The 14,138-nt window shown below is 43.2% G+C and carries 26 protein-coding genes; all 26 read left to right on the forward strand.

From position 1 onward, the window contains the following. Window positions 1-2: 2 nt before the first annotated feature. The 26 genes from E1919_RS01820 to secY all read left to right on the forward strand — a co-directional run bounded on the left by E1919_RS01820 (window position 3) and on the right by secY (window position 14,136). Complete coding sequence (locus E1919_RS01820; RefSeq protein WP_115565640.1) at window positions 3-320, forward strand: DUF3467 domain-containing protein; 318 nt, start codon at window positions 3-5, stop codon at window positions 318-320. A 105-nt stretch (window positions 321-425) separates the two neighbouring features. Continuing rightward, the gene (gene rpsL, locus E1919_RS01825; protein WP_115565639.1) at window positions 426-842 is read left to right on the forward strand and encodes a 30S ribosomal protein S12; all 417 of its coding nucleotides are present in this window, start codon (window positions 426-428) and stop codon (window positions 840-842) included. 19 nt (window positions 843-861) lie between these two features. Then, entirely contained in the window at window positions 862-1,329 is a 468-nt protein-coding gene (gene rpsG, locus E1919_RS01830) for a 30S ribosomal protein S7 (RefSeq protein ID WP_115565638.1), read from the forward strand. Window positions 1,330-1,331: 2 nt separating this feature from the next. Beyond that, window positions 1,332-3,437 (forward strand): elongation factor G, encoded by a 2,106-nt coding sequence (gene fusA / locus E1919_RS01835; protein WP_162051629.1) that lies wholly within the window; start codon window positions 1,332-1,334, stop codon window positions 3,435-3,437. Window positions 3,438-3,447: 10 nt separating this feature from the next. Next, window positions 3,448-3,753, forward strand: coding sequence for a 30S ribosomal protein S10 (gene rpsJ, locus E1919_RS01840; RefSeq protein WP_007654312.1), 306 nt, complete (start codon window positions 3,448-3,450; stop codon window positions 3,751-3,753). Between the two features lie 182 nt (window positions 3,754-3,935). Next, entirely contained in the window at window positions 3,936-4,556 is a 621-nt protein-coding gene (gene rplC / locus E1919_RS01845) for a 50S ribosomal protein L3 (protein ID WP_162051630.1), read from the forward strand. A 3-nt stretch (window positions 4,557-4,559) separates the two neighbouring features. Beyond that, window positions 4,560-5,189, forward strand: coding sequence for a 50S ribosomal protein L4 (rplD, locus tag E1919_RS01850; protein ID WP_162051631.1), 630 nt, complete (start codon window positions 4,560-4,562; stop codon window positions 5,187-5,189). Between the two features lie 2 nt (window positions 5,190-5,191). Beyond that, window positions 5,192-5,479 carry a 50S ribosomal protein L23 gene (rplW, locus tag E1919_RS01855; RefSeq protein ID WP_115565634.1) on the forward strand — a complete coding sequence of 96 codons (288 nt, stop codon included), beginning with the start codon at window positions 5,192-5,194 and terminating at the stop codon, window positions 5,477-5,479. A 10-nt stretch (window positions 5,480-5,489) separates the two neighbouring features. Continuing rightward, window positions 5,490-6,317 (forward strand): 50S ribosomal protein L2, encoded by an 828-nt coding sequence (gene rplB / locus E1919_RS01860; protein WP_162051632.1) that lies wholly within the window; start codon window positions 5,490-5,492, stop codon window positions 6,315-6,317. Next, entirely contained in the window at window positions 6,318-6,596 is a 279-nt protein-coding gene (rpsS, locus tag E1919_RS01865; protein WP_115565632.1) for a 30S ribosomal protein S19, read from the forward strand. Between the two features lie 2 nt (window positions 6,597-6,598). After that, window positions 6,599-6,994, forward strand: coding sequence for a 50S ribosomal protein L22 (gene rplV, locus E1919_RS01870; RefSeq protein WP_162051633.1), 396 nt, complete (start codon window positions 6,599-6,601; stop codon window positions 6,992-6,994). Window positions 6,995-6,997: 3 nt separating this feature from the next. Then, window positions 6,998-7,768 (forward strand): 30S ribosomal protein S3, encoded by a 771-nt coding sequence (rpsC, locus tag E1919_RS01875; RefSeq protein WP_162051634.1) that lies wholly within the window; start codon window positions 6,998-7,000, stop codon window positions 7,766-7,768. Window positions 7,769-7,798: 30 nt separating this feature from the next. After that, the gene (gene rplP, locus E1919_RS01880; RefSeq protein ID WP_115565629.1) at window positions 7,799-8,218 is read left to right on the forward strand and encodes a 50S ribosomal protein L16; all 420 of its coding nucleotides are present in this window, start codon (window positions 7,799-7,801) and stop codon (window positions 8,216-8,218) included. A 6-nt stretch (window positions 8,219-8,224) separates the two neighbouring features. After that, window positions 8,225-8,422 carry a 50S ribosomal protein L29 gene (rpmC, locus tag E1919_RS01885; RefSeq protein ID WP_162051635.1) on the forward strand — a complete coding sequence of 66 codons (198 nt, stop codon included), beginning with the start codon at window positions 8,225-8,227 and terminating at the stop codon, window positions 8,420-8,422. 13 nt (window positions 8,423-8,435) lie between these two features. Next, on the forward strand, window positions 8,436-8,693 hold the full coding sequence (rpsQ, locus tag E1919_RS01890) for a 30S ribosomal protein S17 (RefSeq protein WP_162051636.1): 258 nt from the start codon (window positions 8,436-8,438) through the stop codon (window positions 8,691-8,693). A 1-nt stretch (window position 8,694) separates the two neighbouring features. Continuing rightward, on the forward strand, window positions 8,695-9,063 hold the full coding sequence (gene rplN / locus E1919_RS01895; RefSeq protein ID WP_115565626.1) for a 50S ribosomal protein L14: 369 nt from the start codon (window positions 8,695-8,697) through the stop codon (window positions 9,061-9,063). A gap of 18 nt (window positions 9,064-9,081) precedes the next feature. Next, entirely contained in the window at window positions 9,082-9,405 is a 324-nt protein-coding gene (gene rplX / locus E1919_RS01900; RefSeq protein ID WP_115565625.1) for a 50S ribosomal protein L24, read from the forward strand. 1 nt (window position 9,406) lies between these two features. Next, complete coding sequence (gene rplE, locus E1919_RS01905) at window positions 9,407-9,961, forward strand: 50S ribosomal protein L5 (protein ID WP_162051637.1); 555 nt, start codon at window positions 9,407-9,409, stop codon at window positions 9,959-9,961. A 4-nt stretch (window positions 9,962-9,965) separates the two neighbouring features. Further along, complete coding sequence (gene rpsN, locus E1919_RS01910; RefSeq protein ID WP_115565623.1) at window positions 9,966-10,235, forward strand: 30S ribosomal protein S14; 270 nt, start codon at window positions 9,966-9,968, stop codon at window positions 10,233-10,235. 89 nt (window positions 10,236-10,324) lie between these two features. Then, the gene (gene rpsH / locus E1919_RS01915) at window positions 10,325-10,723 is read left to right on the forward strand and encodes a 30S ribosomal protein S8 (RefSeq protein ID WP_162051638.1); all 399 of its coding nucleotides are present in this window, start codon (window positions 10,325-10,327) and stop codon (window positions 10,721-10,723) included. A gap of 15 nt (window positions 10,724-10,738) precedes the next feature. Continuing rightward, window positions 10,739-11,293, forward strand: coding sequence for a 50S ribosomal protein L6 (gene rplF, locus E1919_RS01920; protein WP_162051639.1), 555 nt, complete (start codon window positions 10,739-10,741; stop codon window positions 11,291-11,293). Window positions 11,294-11,301: 8 nt separating this feature from the next. Beyond that, window positions 11,302-11,649 carry a 50S ribosomal protein L18 gene (rplR, locus tag E1919_RS01925; RefSeq protein WP_162051640.1) on the forward strand — a complete coding sequence of 116 codons (348 nt, stop codon included), beginning with the start codon at window positions 11,302-11,304 and terminating at the stop codon, window positions 11,647-11,649. Window positions 11,650-11,654: 5 nt separating this feature from the next. Continuing rightward, window positions 11,655-12,173, forward strand: a complete 519-nt coding sequence (gene rpsE / locus E1919_RS01930) for a 30S ribosomal protein S5 (RefSeq protein WP_115565619.1) — start codon at window positions 11,655-11,657, stop codon at window positions 12,171-12,173. Between the two features lie 5 nt (window positions 12,174-12,178). Beyond that, the gene (gene rpmD / locus E1919_RS01935) at window positions 12,179-12,361 is read left to right on the forward strand and encodes a 50S ribosomal protein L30 (RefSeq protein ID WP_162051641.1); all 183 of its coding nucleotides are present in this window, start codon (window positions 12,179-12,181) and stop codon (window positions 12,359-12,361) included. Further along, window positions 12,361-12,807, forward strand: coding sequence for a 50S ribosomal protein L15 (gene rplO, locus E1919_RS01940; protein ID WP_162051642.1), 447 nt, complete (start codon window positions 12,361-12,363; stop codon window positions 12,805-12,807). Before rpmD ends, rplO begins: the two co-directional genes overlap by 1 nt. A gap of 9 nt (window positions 12,808-12,816) precedes the next feature. Next, complete coding sequence (gene secY / locus E1919_RS01945) at window positions 12,817-14,136, forward strand: preprotein translocase subunit SecY (protein ID WP_162051643.1); 1,320 nt, start codon at window positions 12,817-12,819, stop codon at window positions 14,134-14,136. Window positions 14,137-14,138: the final 2 nt, after the last annotated feature.

Raw genomic sequence — 14,138 nt, forward strand, 5'->3', positions numbered from 1 at the left:
CCATGGCGGAAGATCTGCAAAAGCAAAATCAGATAAACATTGAACTGTCAGAGGAGGTAGCGGAAGGCGAATACGCCAATCTAGCCATGATAGCCCACTCGAGCAGCGAATTCGTGATTGATTTTATAAGATTGATGCCAGGTCTGCCAAAAGCAAAAGTCAAAGCAAGAGTCGTTATTACGCCGGAGCATGCCAAGAGATTATTGGCTGCTCTGGCTGATAACGTCAAAAAGTTTGAAGACAGCTTCGGCGAGATAAAGCACGCACAGGAAGCGCCCTCTTTCCCGATGAACTTCGGCGGAACGGTTGGAGAAGCCTAAGGTGCTAATAATTAATGAATTAAAATTTTGAAATTGCAAGTGGATTTATATACCTTTGCAGTCCGAAATTTTGATTAGAAGAAATCTAAAATTAACAGATTGTAAATGCCTACTATACAGCAATTAGTAAGAAAGGGAAGAGAAAAGTTAACATCTAAATCTAAATCTCCTGCCCTAGATTCATGCCCACAGCGTCGTGGCGTATGTACAAGAGTATATACCACAACGCCTAAGAAGCCAAACTCTGCCATGCGAAAAGTGGCCAGGGTAAGATTAACAAACGGTAAAGAAGTCAACGCCTATATCCCAGGTGAAGGCCACAACCTTCAGGAGCACTCGATTGTGCTTATCAGAGGAGGTAGAGTGAAAGACCTTCCGGGGGTGCGTTACCATATCGTGCGTGGCGCACTGGATACAGCAGGCGTAAGCGGGCGTCTTCAGTCCCGTTCTAAGTATGGTGCAAAACGACCTAAGCCAGGACAGCCAGCAGCTGCCGCAGGCAAGGGTGGAAAGAAAAAATAATTTATAGAGTACAAATACAATGAGAAAAGCAAAGCCGAAAAGTAGAATTCTCCTTCCTGATCCTAAGTACAAAGAGACCCTGGTAACACGCTTCGTGAACTATATGATGGTTGACGGTAAGAAAAGTGTTGCCTACGGAATCTTCTACGATGCTGTAGAAATAGTAGAGCAAAGAACAAAAGAAAACGGTCTTGAAACTTGGAAGAAGGCATTGAACAACATCATGCCGAGTGTCGAAGTAAAAAGCCGCAGGGTAGGGGGTGCTACGTTCCAAGTGCCGACTGAGGTCCGACCGGACCGCAGAGTATCTCTGGGAATCAAATGGATGATTTCCCTTTCTCGCAAAAGAGGTGAGAAGACGATGAAAGACAGATTAGCAGGAGAGATTATTGCTGCTGCTAAAGGTGAAGGTGCTGCCGTGAAGAAGAAAGACGACATGCACAGAATGGCAGAAGCAAACAAAGCGTTCTCACACTTTAGATTCTAAGAATGGCAACGAGAGATTTATTATACACACGGAATATTGGTATTGCCGCGCACATTGACGCCGGTAAGACCACTACGACCGAACGAATTCTATACTATGCCGGTGTAAGCCATAAAATTGGGGAGGTGCATGATGGCGCTGCAACAATGGACTGGATGGAGCAGGAGCAGGAGCGTGGTATTACCATTACCTCTGCTGCAACAACAGTAAAATGGCCTTATAGAGGGCAAGAATATCATATCAACATCATTGACACTCCGGGTCACGTGGACTTTACCGTAGAGGTAAACCGTTCCCTTCGCGTACTGGATGGCCTAGTGTTCCTTTTTAGCGCCGTTGATGGTGTTGAGCCACAGTCTGAGACAAACTGGCGCCTTGCAGACAACTACAAAGTTGCCCGTATCGGTTTCGTGAACAAAATGGACCGTTCTGGTGCTGACTTCCTTGCTGTTTGTAAGCAGGTGAAGGAAATGCTGGGCTCAAACGCTGTAGCTCTTCAGTTGCCTATCGGTGCTGAAGATAACTTCACTGGCGTAGTAGACCTGGTAAACAACCGAGGTATCATCTGGAACGAGGAAGACAAAGGAATGACTTTCACTGAAGTTCCGATTCCGGACGACATGGTAGAAGAAGCAGCTGAATACAGAGAGAAACTTCTGGAGGCAGTAGCTGACTACGATGAGAAATTGATGGAGAAATACTTCGAAGATCCGGAGTCCATCACGGAAGATGAAATCATTGCTGCGCTTCGTGCTGCTACTATAGACATGGCAATTGTGCCGATGCTTTGTGGTTCTTCATTCAAAAACAAAGGCGTACAAACAATGCTTGACTATGTTATGGCACTTTGCCCGTCACCAATGGACAAGGAAAGCATCAAAGGTATTAACCCTGACACAGGCGAAGAGGTAGCTCGTAAGCCGAAAGAGGAAGAGCCTTTTGCAGGTCTGGCATTTAAAATTGCGACTGACCCTTATGTAGGACGTCTGTGCTTTGTACGTGCCTATTCAGGTGTGCTGGAGTCAGGTTCTTATATCTTTAACACGCGCTCTGGCAACAAAGAACGTATTTCGCGTATCTTCCAGATGCACGCCAACAAGCAGAACCAGATAGATAGACTGGCTGCCGGTGATATTGCCGCCGTTGTAGGTTTCAAAGACATAAAAACAGGCGATACTCTTTGCGAGCAAAACGCGAAGATCGTTCTCGAGTCGATGGACTTCCCTGAGCCGGTAATTGGTTACGCAATCGAGCCTAAAACACAGGCTGACTCTGATAAAATGGGTATGGCGATTGCCAAGCTTGTAGAGGAAGACCCAACATTGCAGGTGAATACGGACGAGGAAACTGGTCAGACCATCCTAAGAGGTATGGGTGAACTTCACCTCGAGATCATCATCGACCGTATGAAGCGTGAATTCAAGGTTGAATTGAACCAGGGTGCGCCTCAGGTAGCTTACAAAGAGACTATCACAAAGACAATTGAGCACCGTGAGGTATTCAAGAAGCAGTCTGGTGGTCGTGGTAAGTTTGCCGACATCGTGTTCAACATGGGGCCACGTGAAGATGGTCAGCAGGGCCTAGAGTTCGAGAACGCTATCGTAGGTGGTGTTATCCCGCGTGAATTTATCCCGGCTGTTCAGAAAGGTTTCGAAGAAGCCATGAAGAACGGTATCCTGGCTGGCTTCCCAATCGACTCAATGAAAGTGCGTCTGTTCCACGGTTCATTCCACGATGTTGACTCTGATGCCTTGTCATTCGAACTGGCTGCCCGTCAGGGATTCAAAGAAGCAGGTAAGCAGTGCGCTCCTAAGCTTCTTGAGCCAATCATGGCAGTTGACGTAGTGACACCGGATGAATACACTGGTCCTGTTACAGGCGACTTAAACAGAAGAAGAGGTTTGATGAAAGGTATGGACACAAAAGGTACTTCTTCAGTAGTGAAGGCCGATGTTCCACTTTCAGAACTATTCGGTTATGTAACAGACCTTAGAACCATTACTTCTGGTAGAGCTACTGCATCACTTACTTTCTCGCATTACGAGCAGGTACCGCAGGGATTAGCAGATGCCATCATTGCCAAATTAAAAGGAACTGCAGCTAAATAGTAGTAAAATAATGAATCAGAAAATAAGAATTAAACTGAAGTCTTACGACCACAACCTGGTAGACAAATCTTCTGAGAAGATTGTGAAAGCTGTAAAGGCTACTGGCGCTATTGTAAGCGGACCAATTCCACTTCCAACTGAGAAGGATAAATTCACTGTACTACGTTCACCACACGTGAACAAGAAATCTCGTGAGCAGTTCCAACTTTGCACTTACAAGCGTTTAGTGGATATCTATTCCACCAGCTCTAAAACAGTAGATGCTTTGATGAAACTTGAGCTGCCTAGCGGGGTTGATGTAGAGATCAAAGTTTGATAAATACAGGAGCCATTAAAAAAAGAGAACTGAGAAATCAGTTCTCTTTTTTTATAACTGCATGATTCATAAATATTTTAGGTGAAAGTTATTGAAAGAAAAAATATTTTCTTAACTTTGCACTCCCTTAGAAAACTGAGGGGAAACAATATTCTATATCCATCTTTTAAAAAATTAGTTGAATGCCTGGAATTATCGGTAAAAAAATCGGAATGACAAGCCTCTTCACAGCAGATGGTAAATACACACCCGTTACGCTTATTCAAGCAGGCCCATGTGTAGTTACTCAGGTGAAGACAGTCGAGACGGATGGCTACGAAGCTGTGCAGCTTGCCTACGGCGAAAAGAAGCTTAAGAGAGTAACGAAGGCAGAAGCCGGACACTACAAGAAAGCCAATACAACTCCAAAGAAAAGAGTAGCAGAGTTTACTATCGAAGAAGGTACTTCTCATACACTGGGAGAGACTGTTGATGTTAACCTGTTCATCGAAGGAGAATTCATCGACGTGGTAGGAACATCCAAAGGTAAAGGGTTCCAGGGTGTGGTAAAGCGCCACGGTTTTGCTGGTGTTGGTGGCCAAACGCACGGTCAGCACAACAGGGCAAGGCACCCAGGTTCAATCGGTGCTGCTTCATGGCCTTCAAGAGTATTCAAAGGTATGCGCATGGCTGGTAGAACAGGCGGAAACAGAGTTAAGATAGAAAACTTAGTTGTGTTGCGTGTTATTGCAGACAAAAACCTTTTGGTTGTTAGTGGCTCTGTACCAGGTGCCAAAAATTCTTACGTGTTAATTGAGAAATAAATAATGGAGCTTTCTGTATTAAATATAAAAGGTGAAGATACAGGCAGAAAGGTAACACTTTCTGAGGCTGTGTTTGGTTTAGAGCCAAACGAGCATGCAATGTATCTTGACGTAAAGCAGTACCTGGCAAATCAGAGACAAGGTACGCACAAGTCAAAAGAGCGCGCCGAAGTAGCAGGTTCTACAAAAAAGATAAAGAAGCAAAAAGGTACAGGTGGTGCCCGTGCAGGTAGCATTAAGTCACCTCTTTTTGTAGGTGGTGGCCGTGTGTTCGGTCCCAAGCCAAGAGATTACTCCTTCAAACTGAACAAAAAGCTAAAGCGTACTGCTCGTCTTTCTGCTCTTTCGCTTCTGGCCCGCAATAACCAGGTGGCTTTAGTGGAGGCATTCTCTTTAGATGCTCCAAAGACAAGCGAATTCAAAGGAATCCTGAATAACCTTCAGTCAACTGGTAAAACTTTATTGGTGTTACCTGCTGTTGATAAGAACATTGTTCTTTCTGGTAGAAACCTGCCGAAATTGAAGATTTCTACAGCAAGCGATATCAATACTTACGACCTGTTGAACACACAGAAGTTGTTATTGGTGGAAGATTCTTTAAATGTGTTAGATAACCTCTTTAGCGCGAAATAATTATGAACGTTCTGAAAAGACCCATTATTACTGAAAAGTTTGCTGCCTTAAACGAGGTAGGCAAATATGCTTTTGAGGTACATAGAAACGCCAATAAAGTAGAAATCAGAAAAACGATTGAGAAGATGTACGGAGTTACTGTAGTGAAAGTAGCTACTATGCGCACCCTTGGTAAAACGAAAACAAAGTATACCAAATCTGGCGCCGTAAGCGGACGTACTTCTTTGATCAAGAAAGCGATAGTAACCCTGAAAGAGGGTGAAGTAATAGACTTTTACAGCGGCATATAATTAAGTTAAAATGGCTTTAAAAAAGTTAAGACCAACAACACCAGGTCAAAGATTTAGAGTAGCTCCTTCTTTCGAGGAGATAACAACATCTACTCCCGAAAAATCTTTGTTGGCACCTATCAAAAAATCTGGTGGACGCAACGACTCAGGTAAAATGACCATGCGCTATACTGGCGGTGGTCATAAGAAGAAATACCGGGTTATCGATTTCAAGCGTACAAAACATGGCGTTCCTGCTACTGTTAAAACGATCGAGTACGATCCGAACAGAACAGCACGTATCGCCCTGCTTCACTACGCTGACGGAGAAAAGACCTATATCATCGCTCCTGCCGGAATACAGGTTGGTACTGTAGTTACTTCAGGTCCTGGTATAGCTCCGGAAGTAGGAAACTGCCTGCCTCTAACTGATATTCCTCTAGGTACAATCATTCACAACATAGAATTGCAGCCTGGTGCAGGTGCGGTACTTGCAAGAAGTGCTGGCTCATATGCCCAGTTAGTGGCGCGTGAAGCTCGCTATGCAACGATAAAGCTTCCTTCAGGTGAGCTTAGAATGGTGTTAGTAAATTGTGTAGCAACTGTAGGTACTGTTTCTAACTCCGACCACATGAACGTGAACCTTGGTAAAGCAGGGCGTAACAGATGGTTAGGAAAGAGACCTCGCGTACGTGGTGTTGCCATGAACCCTGTCGATCACCCTATGGGTGGTGGTGAAGGTAAGTCTTCAGGCGGTCACCCACGCTCACGTAAGGGCTTGTATGCAAAAGGTATGAAAACCCGCAACAAGAACAAGTATTCAGAACAGCTTATAGTTAATAGAGGAAAGAAGAAATAAATGGCTAGATCATTAAAAAAAGGGCCTTACATTGACTATAGGCTCGAAAGAAAAGTGAATGTAATGAACGAAGGCAATAAGAAGACGGTTATTAAGACCTGGTCTCGCCGCTCTATGATTTCCCCGGATTTCGTAGGTCATACCTTCGCAGTACATAATGGTAATAAATTTATTCCGGTATATGTGACGGAAAACATGGTAGGTCATAAACTCGGTGAGTTTGCCCCAACCAGAAACTTCAGAGGTCATATAGCTAAAAAAGATAAAGGCAAGCGATAATCATGGAAGCAGTAGCAAAATTGAATAATGTGCCTACTTCTCCTCGCAAAATGAGATTAGTAGCTGGCTTGATACGCGGCAAAAGCGTAGCAAGAGCCCTGAATTTGTTGAAGTTTGAGGCAAACTCTGGTGCAGAGAAACTTGAAAAGCTTCTTTTATCTGCTTTATCTAACTGGCAGCAGAAGAACGAAGATGAGCGTATTGAAGATGCAAATCTTTATATCAGAGAAATCTTCGTGGACGAAGGAAGAATGCTGAAGCGCCTGCGCCCTGCGCCACAAGGCCGTGGACACCGCATCAGGAAGCGTTCCAACCATGTAACGGTTATTATCGACAGCATGACGGAAGAGCAACTGGAACAACAGCAATCAAAGAAATCTAAAAAAGCCAACAAGTAAGAAATGGGACAGAAAGTAAATCCAATAGGTTTTCGACTCGGCATTATCAAAGGTTGGGATTCTAACTGGTATGGCGGCAAAGACTTCGCTGAAAAGCTGATTGAAGACGAGAAAATCAGAAAATATATACTAGCACGTATTCCTAAAGGCGGTATTTCTAAAATCATTATTGAGAGAACGCTGAAGCGCATCACTATTACTGTTAACACTGCCAGACCAGGTGTTGTGATTGGTAAAGGCGGAGCAGAAGTAGATAAGATTAAAGAGGAGCTTAAGAAACTTACAAACAAAGATATACAGATTAATATCTTTGAAATTAAGCGCCCTGAATTGGATGCTAAACTGGTAGGCGAATCTATCGCGCAGCAGTTGCAGGCACGTATCTCTTTCCGCCGTGCCATGAAGCAAGCGATTGCCTCTGCACTTCGTGTAGGAGCTGAAGGCATCAAAGTGCAGGTATCAGGCCGTTTAGGCGGAGCTGAAATGGCAAGAACGGAGCATTACAAAGAAGGAAGAACTCCTCTTCATACGCTTCGTGCTGACATCGACTATGCTTTGTCTGAAGCTCAGACAGTGTATGGTAAACTGGGTATCAAAGTTTGGATCTTCAAAGGCGAAGTTTACGGCAAGAGAGATCTTACTCCTAATGCAGGCTTAGAAAGCGGCAAAGGTGGACCTGGTGGAAATGCTGGTGGTGGTGATAGACGTGGTGGCAACCGTAAAAAAACGGATGGTGCCGGTGGGCCGAAGCGCAACACCAAGCGTCGTCAATAATTGATTGTTAACATTAAGACGTTTTAGAAAATGTTACAGCCTAAAAGGACTAAATATAGAAAAATGCAAAAAGGCCGCGTGAAAGGTCTGGCTCATAGAGGCAGTACTATTTCATTTGGTTCTTTCGCAATCAAGTCGCTGGAAGCTACTTGGATTACAAGCCGCCAGATTGAGGCCGCTCGTATCGCAATGACAAGAGCAATGAAGCGTGAAGGCCAGGTATGGATTCGCATCTTCCCTGACAAACCTATTACTAAGAAGCCTGCAGAGGTTCGAATGGGTAAGGGTAAGGGTTCCCCGGAATATTGGGTAGCTGTAGTGAAACCAGGTACCATCATGTTTGAATCTGATGGTGTTTCTTTAGAAGTAGCTCAAGAGTCGTTGAGACTGGCTGCTCAGAAGCTGCCGGTAAGAACAAAATTTGTAGTACGTAGAGATTACGTTGGATAATAGAAAATGAAAAATTCAGAAATCAAAGCTTTGTCTTCAGAAGAGCTGAACGAAAGGCTAAACACTGAGCGCGCCAATATGCAGAACCTTCGTTTTGCACATGCTATATCTCCTTTAGAGAACCCCATGAAAATCCGTGAAGCCAAGCGTACTATCGCTCGTCTGAACACGGAGAAACGCAGTCGTGAATTAGCTAACTCTTAAGACTTATTAAATCATGGAAGAGAGAAATCTAAGAAAAGAAAGAAGTGGTACGGTTGTTAGCAATAAAATGGACAAGTCTATCACGGTAAAGGTGGAAAGCAGAATGAAACACCCGATTTACGGGAAGTTTCTGAAGAAGTCCAACAAGTTCATGGCGCACGACGAGAAAAACGAATGCAACATTGGAGACACTGTACGCATCCAGGAGACACGTCCGCTTAGCAAGAACAAGAACTGGCGTTTAGTAGAAATAATAGAAAGAGCGAAATAAGATGATACAGCAGGAATCAAGACTATCTGTAGCTGACAACAGTGGTGCCAAAGAAGTTCTTTGCATCCGCGTTCTAGGCGGTACCGGTAAGAAATACGCTTCAATTGGAGATAAGATTGTAGTAACTGTAAAGTCAGCTCTTTCTTCTGGTAACATAAAAAAAGGAACTGTTTCTAAAGCAGTTATTGTAAGAACAAAGAAGGAAATTAGAAGAAAAGATGGGTCATATATTCGTTTCGACGACAATGCTGCCGTTCTTCTAAATGCAAACAACGAGCCACGCGGTACGCGTATATTTGGCCCGGTTGCACGTGAGCTTCGTGAAAAGCAATTCATGAAAATCGTTTCGTTAGCGCCTGAAGTTCTTTAACCATTAATTCAGATTAAAATGAATAAGAAAAAACTTCATGTAAAAACTGGCGATACAGTTAAAGTGATTGCTGGTGATGAACGCGGCAAGACTGGCCGCATAACTGCTGTTAACCTAGAGAAGCAGCGAGTAACTATTGAAGGCTTAAACTTAGTAACTAAACACGCTAAGCCAAGTGCACAGAACCCACAGGGTGGCATAAGCAAAGTAGAAGCTCCGATGCATGCTAGCAACGTAGCGCTTGTTGACCCTAAGTCAGGGGAAACAACAAAAGCTGCTACCAGAAAAAACAGCGAAGGTAAAACAGAGCGTTACTCTAAAAAGACAGGAGAGGTAATCTAAGATGGCTACTACAAGATTTAAAGAAAAATATCAGAATGAGGTAGTGCCTGCCTTAAGAGAGAAGTTCCAGTATAAGAACATCATGCAGGTACCAAAACTCACAAAAATTTCAATCAACAAAGGTATCGGTGCTGCCGTGTCTGACAAAAAGCTGGTTGATATTGGTGTGGATGAGCTTACTACCATAACTGGGCAAAGAGCTGTTGCAACAATCGCAAAGAAGTCGGTTTCGAACTTCAAATTGCGTGAGGGAATGCCAATCGGTGCCCGCGTAACGCTTAGAGGTGAAAAAATGTATGAGTTCCTGGACCGTTTGCTGACGATTGCACTTCCACGTGTACGTGACTTCAGAGGTGTGAACGACAAAGGCTTCGATGGCCGTGGTAACTATACATTAGGTGTAAAAGAGCAGATCATCTTCCCTGAGATCAGCATCGACAAAGTGAAAGCCATCACTGGTATGGATATCACTTTTGTAACGACTGCTAGCACAGACGAAGAAAGCTACGAACTGCTGAAAGCATTCGGCATGCCTTTCATCAACGTTAAGAAATAAGAAAATGGCAAAAGAATCAGTAAAAGCAAGAGAGCTTAAAAGACAGAAGGCTGTAGCGAAATATGCTACAAAGAGAGCTGAACTTAAAGCAAACGGAGATTATGAGGCTTTAGACAAGCTGCCTCGTAACGCATCCCCTGTGCGGCTTCATAACCGTTGCAAATTATCTGGACGACCAAGAGGATACATGAGAAAATTCGGTATCTCCCGTGTGGTTTTCAGAGAGTTGGCAGTTATGGGTAAAATTCCTGGTGTAACAAAGTCGAGCTGGTAAATTTTTCTTAACATATTAAGAATCATCAAAAGATATTAGTATCTTTGCCCCTCGCTTGGATAAAGCATACGTTATTTTATTAAATCAGAATGAACACAGATCCAATAGCAGATTATTTAACTAGAGTGCGTAACGCTGTCAAAGCGAACCATAGGATAGTTGAAATACCATCTAGCAATATAAAGAAAGAGATTACTAAGGTATTGTACGACAAAGGGTACATCCAGAGCTACAAGTTTGAAGACTCTGCAGTACAAGGTACAATCAAGATAGCTCTGAAGTACAACCCTAACACCAAGCAATCTGCTATTGTGAAAATTGATAGGGTAAGTAAGCCAGGGCTGCGTAAATACGCCGGAAGCGAAAACCTGCCACGTGTACTGAATGGTTTAGGCATTGCAATATTGTCTACTTCTCAAGGCGTAATGACAGAAAAAGAAGCCAAGACACTGAAAATCGGTGGCGAGGTGTTATGTTACGTTTATTAATTAGGAGGATAGACAATGTCACGTATAGGAAAATTGCCAATCACCCTGCCAGGAAATATTGAAGTATCCGTTGCTGATAACAATGTTGTTACGGTAAAGGGGCCAAAGGGTTCTTTATCTACTCCGGTGGATAAAGATATCATCGTGAAGCAGCAGGACAATGAGATTGTTGTAGAGCGCCCGACAGAGCAGAAGCGCCATAAGGCGATGCATGGCTTGTACAGGTCACTTATCAATAACATGGTGATAGGAGTAACCGAAGGTTACACAGAAAAACTAGAGTTGGTTGGTGTTGGTTATAAGGCATCCATGGTAGGTACAATTCTTGAACTTTCCCTTGGATACTCGCACAACATCTTCTTGAGCTTACCAGAAGGAGTTTCAGCAACAGCTGTAACTGAAAAAGGTAAGTCTCCGGTTATCACGCTTGACAGTAACGACAAGCAATTACTGGGACAGGTTGCTGCTAAAATCAGATCACTGCGTAAAGTTGAACCATACAAAGGTAAGGGTATCCGCTTCGTAGGTGAAGTAATCAGAAGAAAAGCTGGTAAGACAGCGTCTAAATAATCATCATCATGTCTACTAATAAGATTACAAGAAGACTAAGAATTAAAAGAGGTATCAGAAACAAAATTTCTGGTACTTCTGCAAGGCCGAGATTGTCTGTGTTTCGCAGTAACAAAGGAATTTACGCACAGCTAATAGACGATACTACTGGTGTGACACTAGCAGCTGCCTCTTCGCTGAAACTTGATGATGCAAAAGCAAATGTGGAGACTGCCGGTAGAGTAGGTAAAGAGATTGCAGCGAAAGCTATAGAGAAAGGTATCTCTGAAGTAGTTTTCGACCGTTCTGGCTACCTGTATCACGGTAAAGTTAAATCATTGGCAGAAGGCGCTCGTGAAGCTGGCCTTAAATTCTAAAAATTATGTTGAAGAATAATATACGAAGCGTAAAGGCGAGCGAAATCGAACTCAAAGAGAAAGTAGTAGCCATTAATCGTGTTGCCAAGGTTGTTAAAGGTGGTAGAAGATTCAGTTTTGCTGCCATCGTTGTAGTAGGTGACGGAAACGGCGTAGTAGGATACGGACTTGGCAAAGCCAATGAAGTAACTGACGCTATCGCAAAAGGAATCGACGACGCGAAAAAGAACCTGGTTAAAGTTCCTATTTACCATAGCACAGTACCACACCCAATGGAGGGTAAATACTCTGGTGGTTTTGTTCTCATTAAGCCAGCTGCGGCTGGTACTGGTGTAATTGCCGGTGGTGCAATGCGTGCTGTATTGGAGAGTGCTGGTATAAAAGACGTACTTTGCAAATCTAAAGGATCTTCTAACCCACATAACGTGGTGAAGGCAACTTTCGACGCCCTTTCTAAAATGCGTGATCCTTTGGCTGTTGCGCAGCAACGTGGTGTTAATTTACAGAAAGTATTCAACGGATAATTGATATGGCTCAAGTACAAATCACACAGGTCAAAAGTATCATTGGCCGTCCAAAAGACCAAAAAGATACCATTAAAGCACTTGGTCTTGGTAAGATAAGCAAATCAGTGTCTGTTGAGAATACACCACAGATTGCTGGTATGATAAAAAAGGTTCATAGTTTAGTAGAAGTAAAAGACTTACAATAATGTACTTAAATTCTTTAAAACCTGCAGAAGGTGCTGTAAAGAACAGAAAAAGAATAGGTAGAGGTACTGGATCCGGTAGAGGTGGAACTTCTACACGTGGTCATAAAGGTGCTAAATCCCGTTCTGGTTATTCACAGAAATCTGGATTTGAAGGTGGTCAGATGCCACTTCAGAGACGTGTGCCTAAGTTTGGCTTCAAAAACATTAACCGTGTTGAGTATAAAGCCATTAACATAGATGTGTTACAGTCTTTGGCTGAATCAGGCAATGAAACAGTCTTCAACTTTGATTTCTACAAAGCAAACGGTCTGGTTCAGAAAAACGATAAAGTAAAAATATTAGGCAGAGGAGAGTTGAATAAAGCTGTAGAAGTACATGCCCATGCATTCTCTGGAACTGCAACATCATCCATAGAAAAAGCAGGCGGCAAAACAGTAGCGCTCTAATCGATCGGTATGAAGAAGTTTATAACAACTATTAAGAACATTTTTGCGATTGAAGACCTTAGGGTAAGGATCTTTAATACCCTTTTCTTCATTGCAATATTTAGACTTGGTTCTTTTGTTGTTTTACCTGGCGTTGATCCTAATCAGCTACAGGCCAACACTGGTGGCCTGTTTGGTTTGTTAGATACATTCCTGGGTGGAGCATTTAGCAATGCATCTATCTTTGCGTTAGGTATCATGCCTTATATATCAGCTTCGATTGTATTGCAGCTATTGACTATTGCTGTTCCGTATTTTCAAAAAATGCAGAAGGAGGGGGAAAGTGGTCGAAAGAAAATTAACCAGATTACCCGTGTACTTACCATTATCATCACTTTAGCCCAGGCGGTAGGCTTTGTTGCCACGCTTAATGCTGAGGCGATTGTTATTAATCAAACACTCTTCACCATCACTTCCATGATTGTGCTTACATCAGGTACTATTTTTTGTATGTGGTTAGGTGAGAGGATCACAGATAAAGGTATCGGAAACGGTATCTCCATGCTGATTATGATCGGTATTATCTCCCGGTTTCCGGGTGCCATTTTCGCTGAAGCATTATCAAAACAGCTGAATGGAGCCTTGTTGTTCTTATTTGAAATGTTTGTTCTGTTCTTCGTAGTGATGTCGGTTGTAATGCTGACACAGGCTATCAGGAGAATTCCGGTTCAGTACGCAAAGCAGGTAGGGGGTAGTTCTTTATATAGTGGTCAACGTCAGTTTATTCCGCTAAAAGTAAATGCAGCAGGTGTGATGCCTATCATTTTTGCACAGTCCCTGATGTTCTTACCATCTATGGTTGCGTCTATCTGGGCTGATTCAAATGAAACTGCAAACTATATAGGAGCTACATTCTCAGATTTTACCTCCTGGCAGTATAACCTGGTATTTGGTCTTTTGATTTTAGTGTTCACGTATTTCTACACTGCTATCAGCGTTAACCCAAACCAGATTGCGGATGACCTGAAACGAAGTGGTGGGTTTGTTCCGGGTGTTAAACCTGGCAGAGCAACCTCTGAATACATTGACACTATCTTGACAAGAATCACGCTTCCGGGTGCTATATACCTTGCGCTGGTGGCCATATTCCCTTCTATAGCTATGCTATTGGGTGTAACAAGAGAGTTTTCTCAGTTCTTTGGTGGTACCTCTCTCATCATCATGGTTGGTGTTGTGCTGGATACACTGCAGCAAGTAGAAAGCTATCTGCTTATGCGTCACTATGATGGTATGATGAAATCAGGAAAGCTTCGCGGTAGAACTGAGACCATACCTACCATGGCATCTTAGTA

It is taken from the genome of Pontibacter pamirensis (genome assembly GCF_010015475.1).
Lineage (GTDB): Bacteria > Bacteroidota > Bacteroidia > Cytophagales > Hymenobacteraceae > Pontibacter > Pontibacter pamirensis.

Coding starts and splice junctions, on each gene's coding strand:
- secY (WP_162051643.1), top strand. CDS start 12,817: ATGAAGAAGTTTATAACAACTATTAAGAACATTTTTGCGATTGAAGAC.
- rpsQ (WP_162051636.1), top strand. CDS start 8,436: ATGGAAGAGAGAAATCTAAGAAAAGAAAGAAGTGGTACGGTTGTTAGC.
- rplW (WP_115565634.1), top strand. CDS start 5,192: ATGAACGTTCTGAAAAGACCCATTATTACTGAAAAGTTTGCTGCCTTA.
- rpsC (WP_162051634.1), top strand. CDS start 6,998: ATGGGACAGAAAGTAAATCCAATAGGTTTTCGACTCGGCATTATCAAA.
- rpsJ (WP_007654312.1), top strand. CDS start 3,448: ATGAATCAGAAAATAAGAATTAAACTGAAGTCTTACGACCACAACCTG.
- rplP (WP_115565629.1), top strand. CDS start 7,799: ATGTTACAGCCTAAAAGGACTAAATATAGAAAAATGCAAAAAGGCCGC.
- rpsH (WP_162051638.1), top strand. CDS start 10,325: ATGAACACAGATCCAATAGCAGATTATTTAACTAGAGTGCGTAACGCT.
- rpmC (WP_162051635.1), top strand. CDS start 8,225: ATGAAAAATTCAGAAATCAAAGCTTTGTCTTCAGAAGAGCTGAACGAA.
- rplO (WP_162051642.1), top strand. CDS start 12,361: ATGTACTTAAATTCTTTAAAACCTGCAGAAGGTGCTGTAAAGAACAGA.
- rpsE (WP_115565619.1), top strand. CDS start 11,655: ATGTTGAAGAATAATATACGAAGCGTAAAGGCGAGCGAAATCGAACTC.
- fusA (WP_162051629.1), top strand. CDS start 1,332: ATGGCAACGAGAGATTTATTATACACACGGAATATTGGTATTGCCGCG.
- rpsL (WP_115565639.1), top strand. CDS start 426: ATGCCTACTATACAGCAATTAGTAAGAAAGGGAAGAGAAAAGTTAACA.
- rpmD (WP_162051641.1), top strand. CDS start 12,179: ATGGCTCAAGTACAAATCACACAGGTCAAAAGTATCATTGGCCGTCCA.
- rpsG (WP_115565638.1), top strand. CDS start 862: ATGAGAAAAGCAAAGCCGAAAAGTAGAATTCTCCTTCCTGATCCTAAG.
- rplC (WP_162051630.1), top strand. CDS start 3,936: ATGCCTGGAATTATCGGTAAAAAAATCGGAATGACAAGCCTCTTCACA.
- E1919_RS01820 (WP_115565640.1), top strand. CDS start 3: ATGGCGGAAGATCTGCAAAAGCAAAATCAGATAAACATTGAACTGTCA.
- rpsN (WP_115565623.1), top strand. CDS start 9,966: ATGGCAAAAGAATCAGTAAAAGCAAGAGAGCTTAAAAGACAGAAGGCT.
- rplE (WP_162051637.1), top strand. CDS start 9,407: ATGGCTACTACAAGATTTAAAGAAAAATATCAGAATGAGGTAGTGCCT.
- rplF (WP_162051639.1), top strand. CDS start 10,739: ATGTCACGTATAGGAAAATTGCCAATCACCCTGCCAGGAAATATTGAA.
- rplV (WP_162051633.1), top strand. CDS start 6,599: ATGGAAGCAGTAGCAAAATTGAATAATGTGCCTACTTCTCCTCGCAAA.
- rplR (WP_162051640.1), top strand. CDS start 11,302: ATGTCTACTAATAAGATTACAAGAAGACTAAGAATTAAAAGAGGTATC.
- rpsS (WP_115565632.1), top strand. CDS start 6,318: ATGGCTAGATCATTAAAAAAAGGGCCTTACATTGACTATAGGCTCGAA.
- rplX (WP_115565625.1), top strand. CDS start 9,082: ATGAATAAGAAAAAACTTCATGTAAAAACTGGCGATACAGTTAAAGTG.
- rplB (WP_162051632.1), top strand. CDS start 5,490: ATGGCTTTAAAAAAGTTAAGACCAACAACACCAGGTCAAAGATTTAGA.
- rplD (WP_162051631.1), top strand. CDS start 4,560: ATGGAGCTTTCTGTATTAAATATAAAAGGTGAAGATACAGGCAGAAAG.
- rplN (WP_115565626.1), top strand. CDS start 8,695: ATGATACAGCAGGAATCAAGACTATCTGTAGCTGACAACAGTGGTGCC.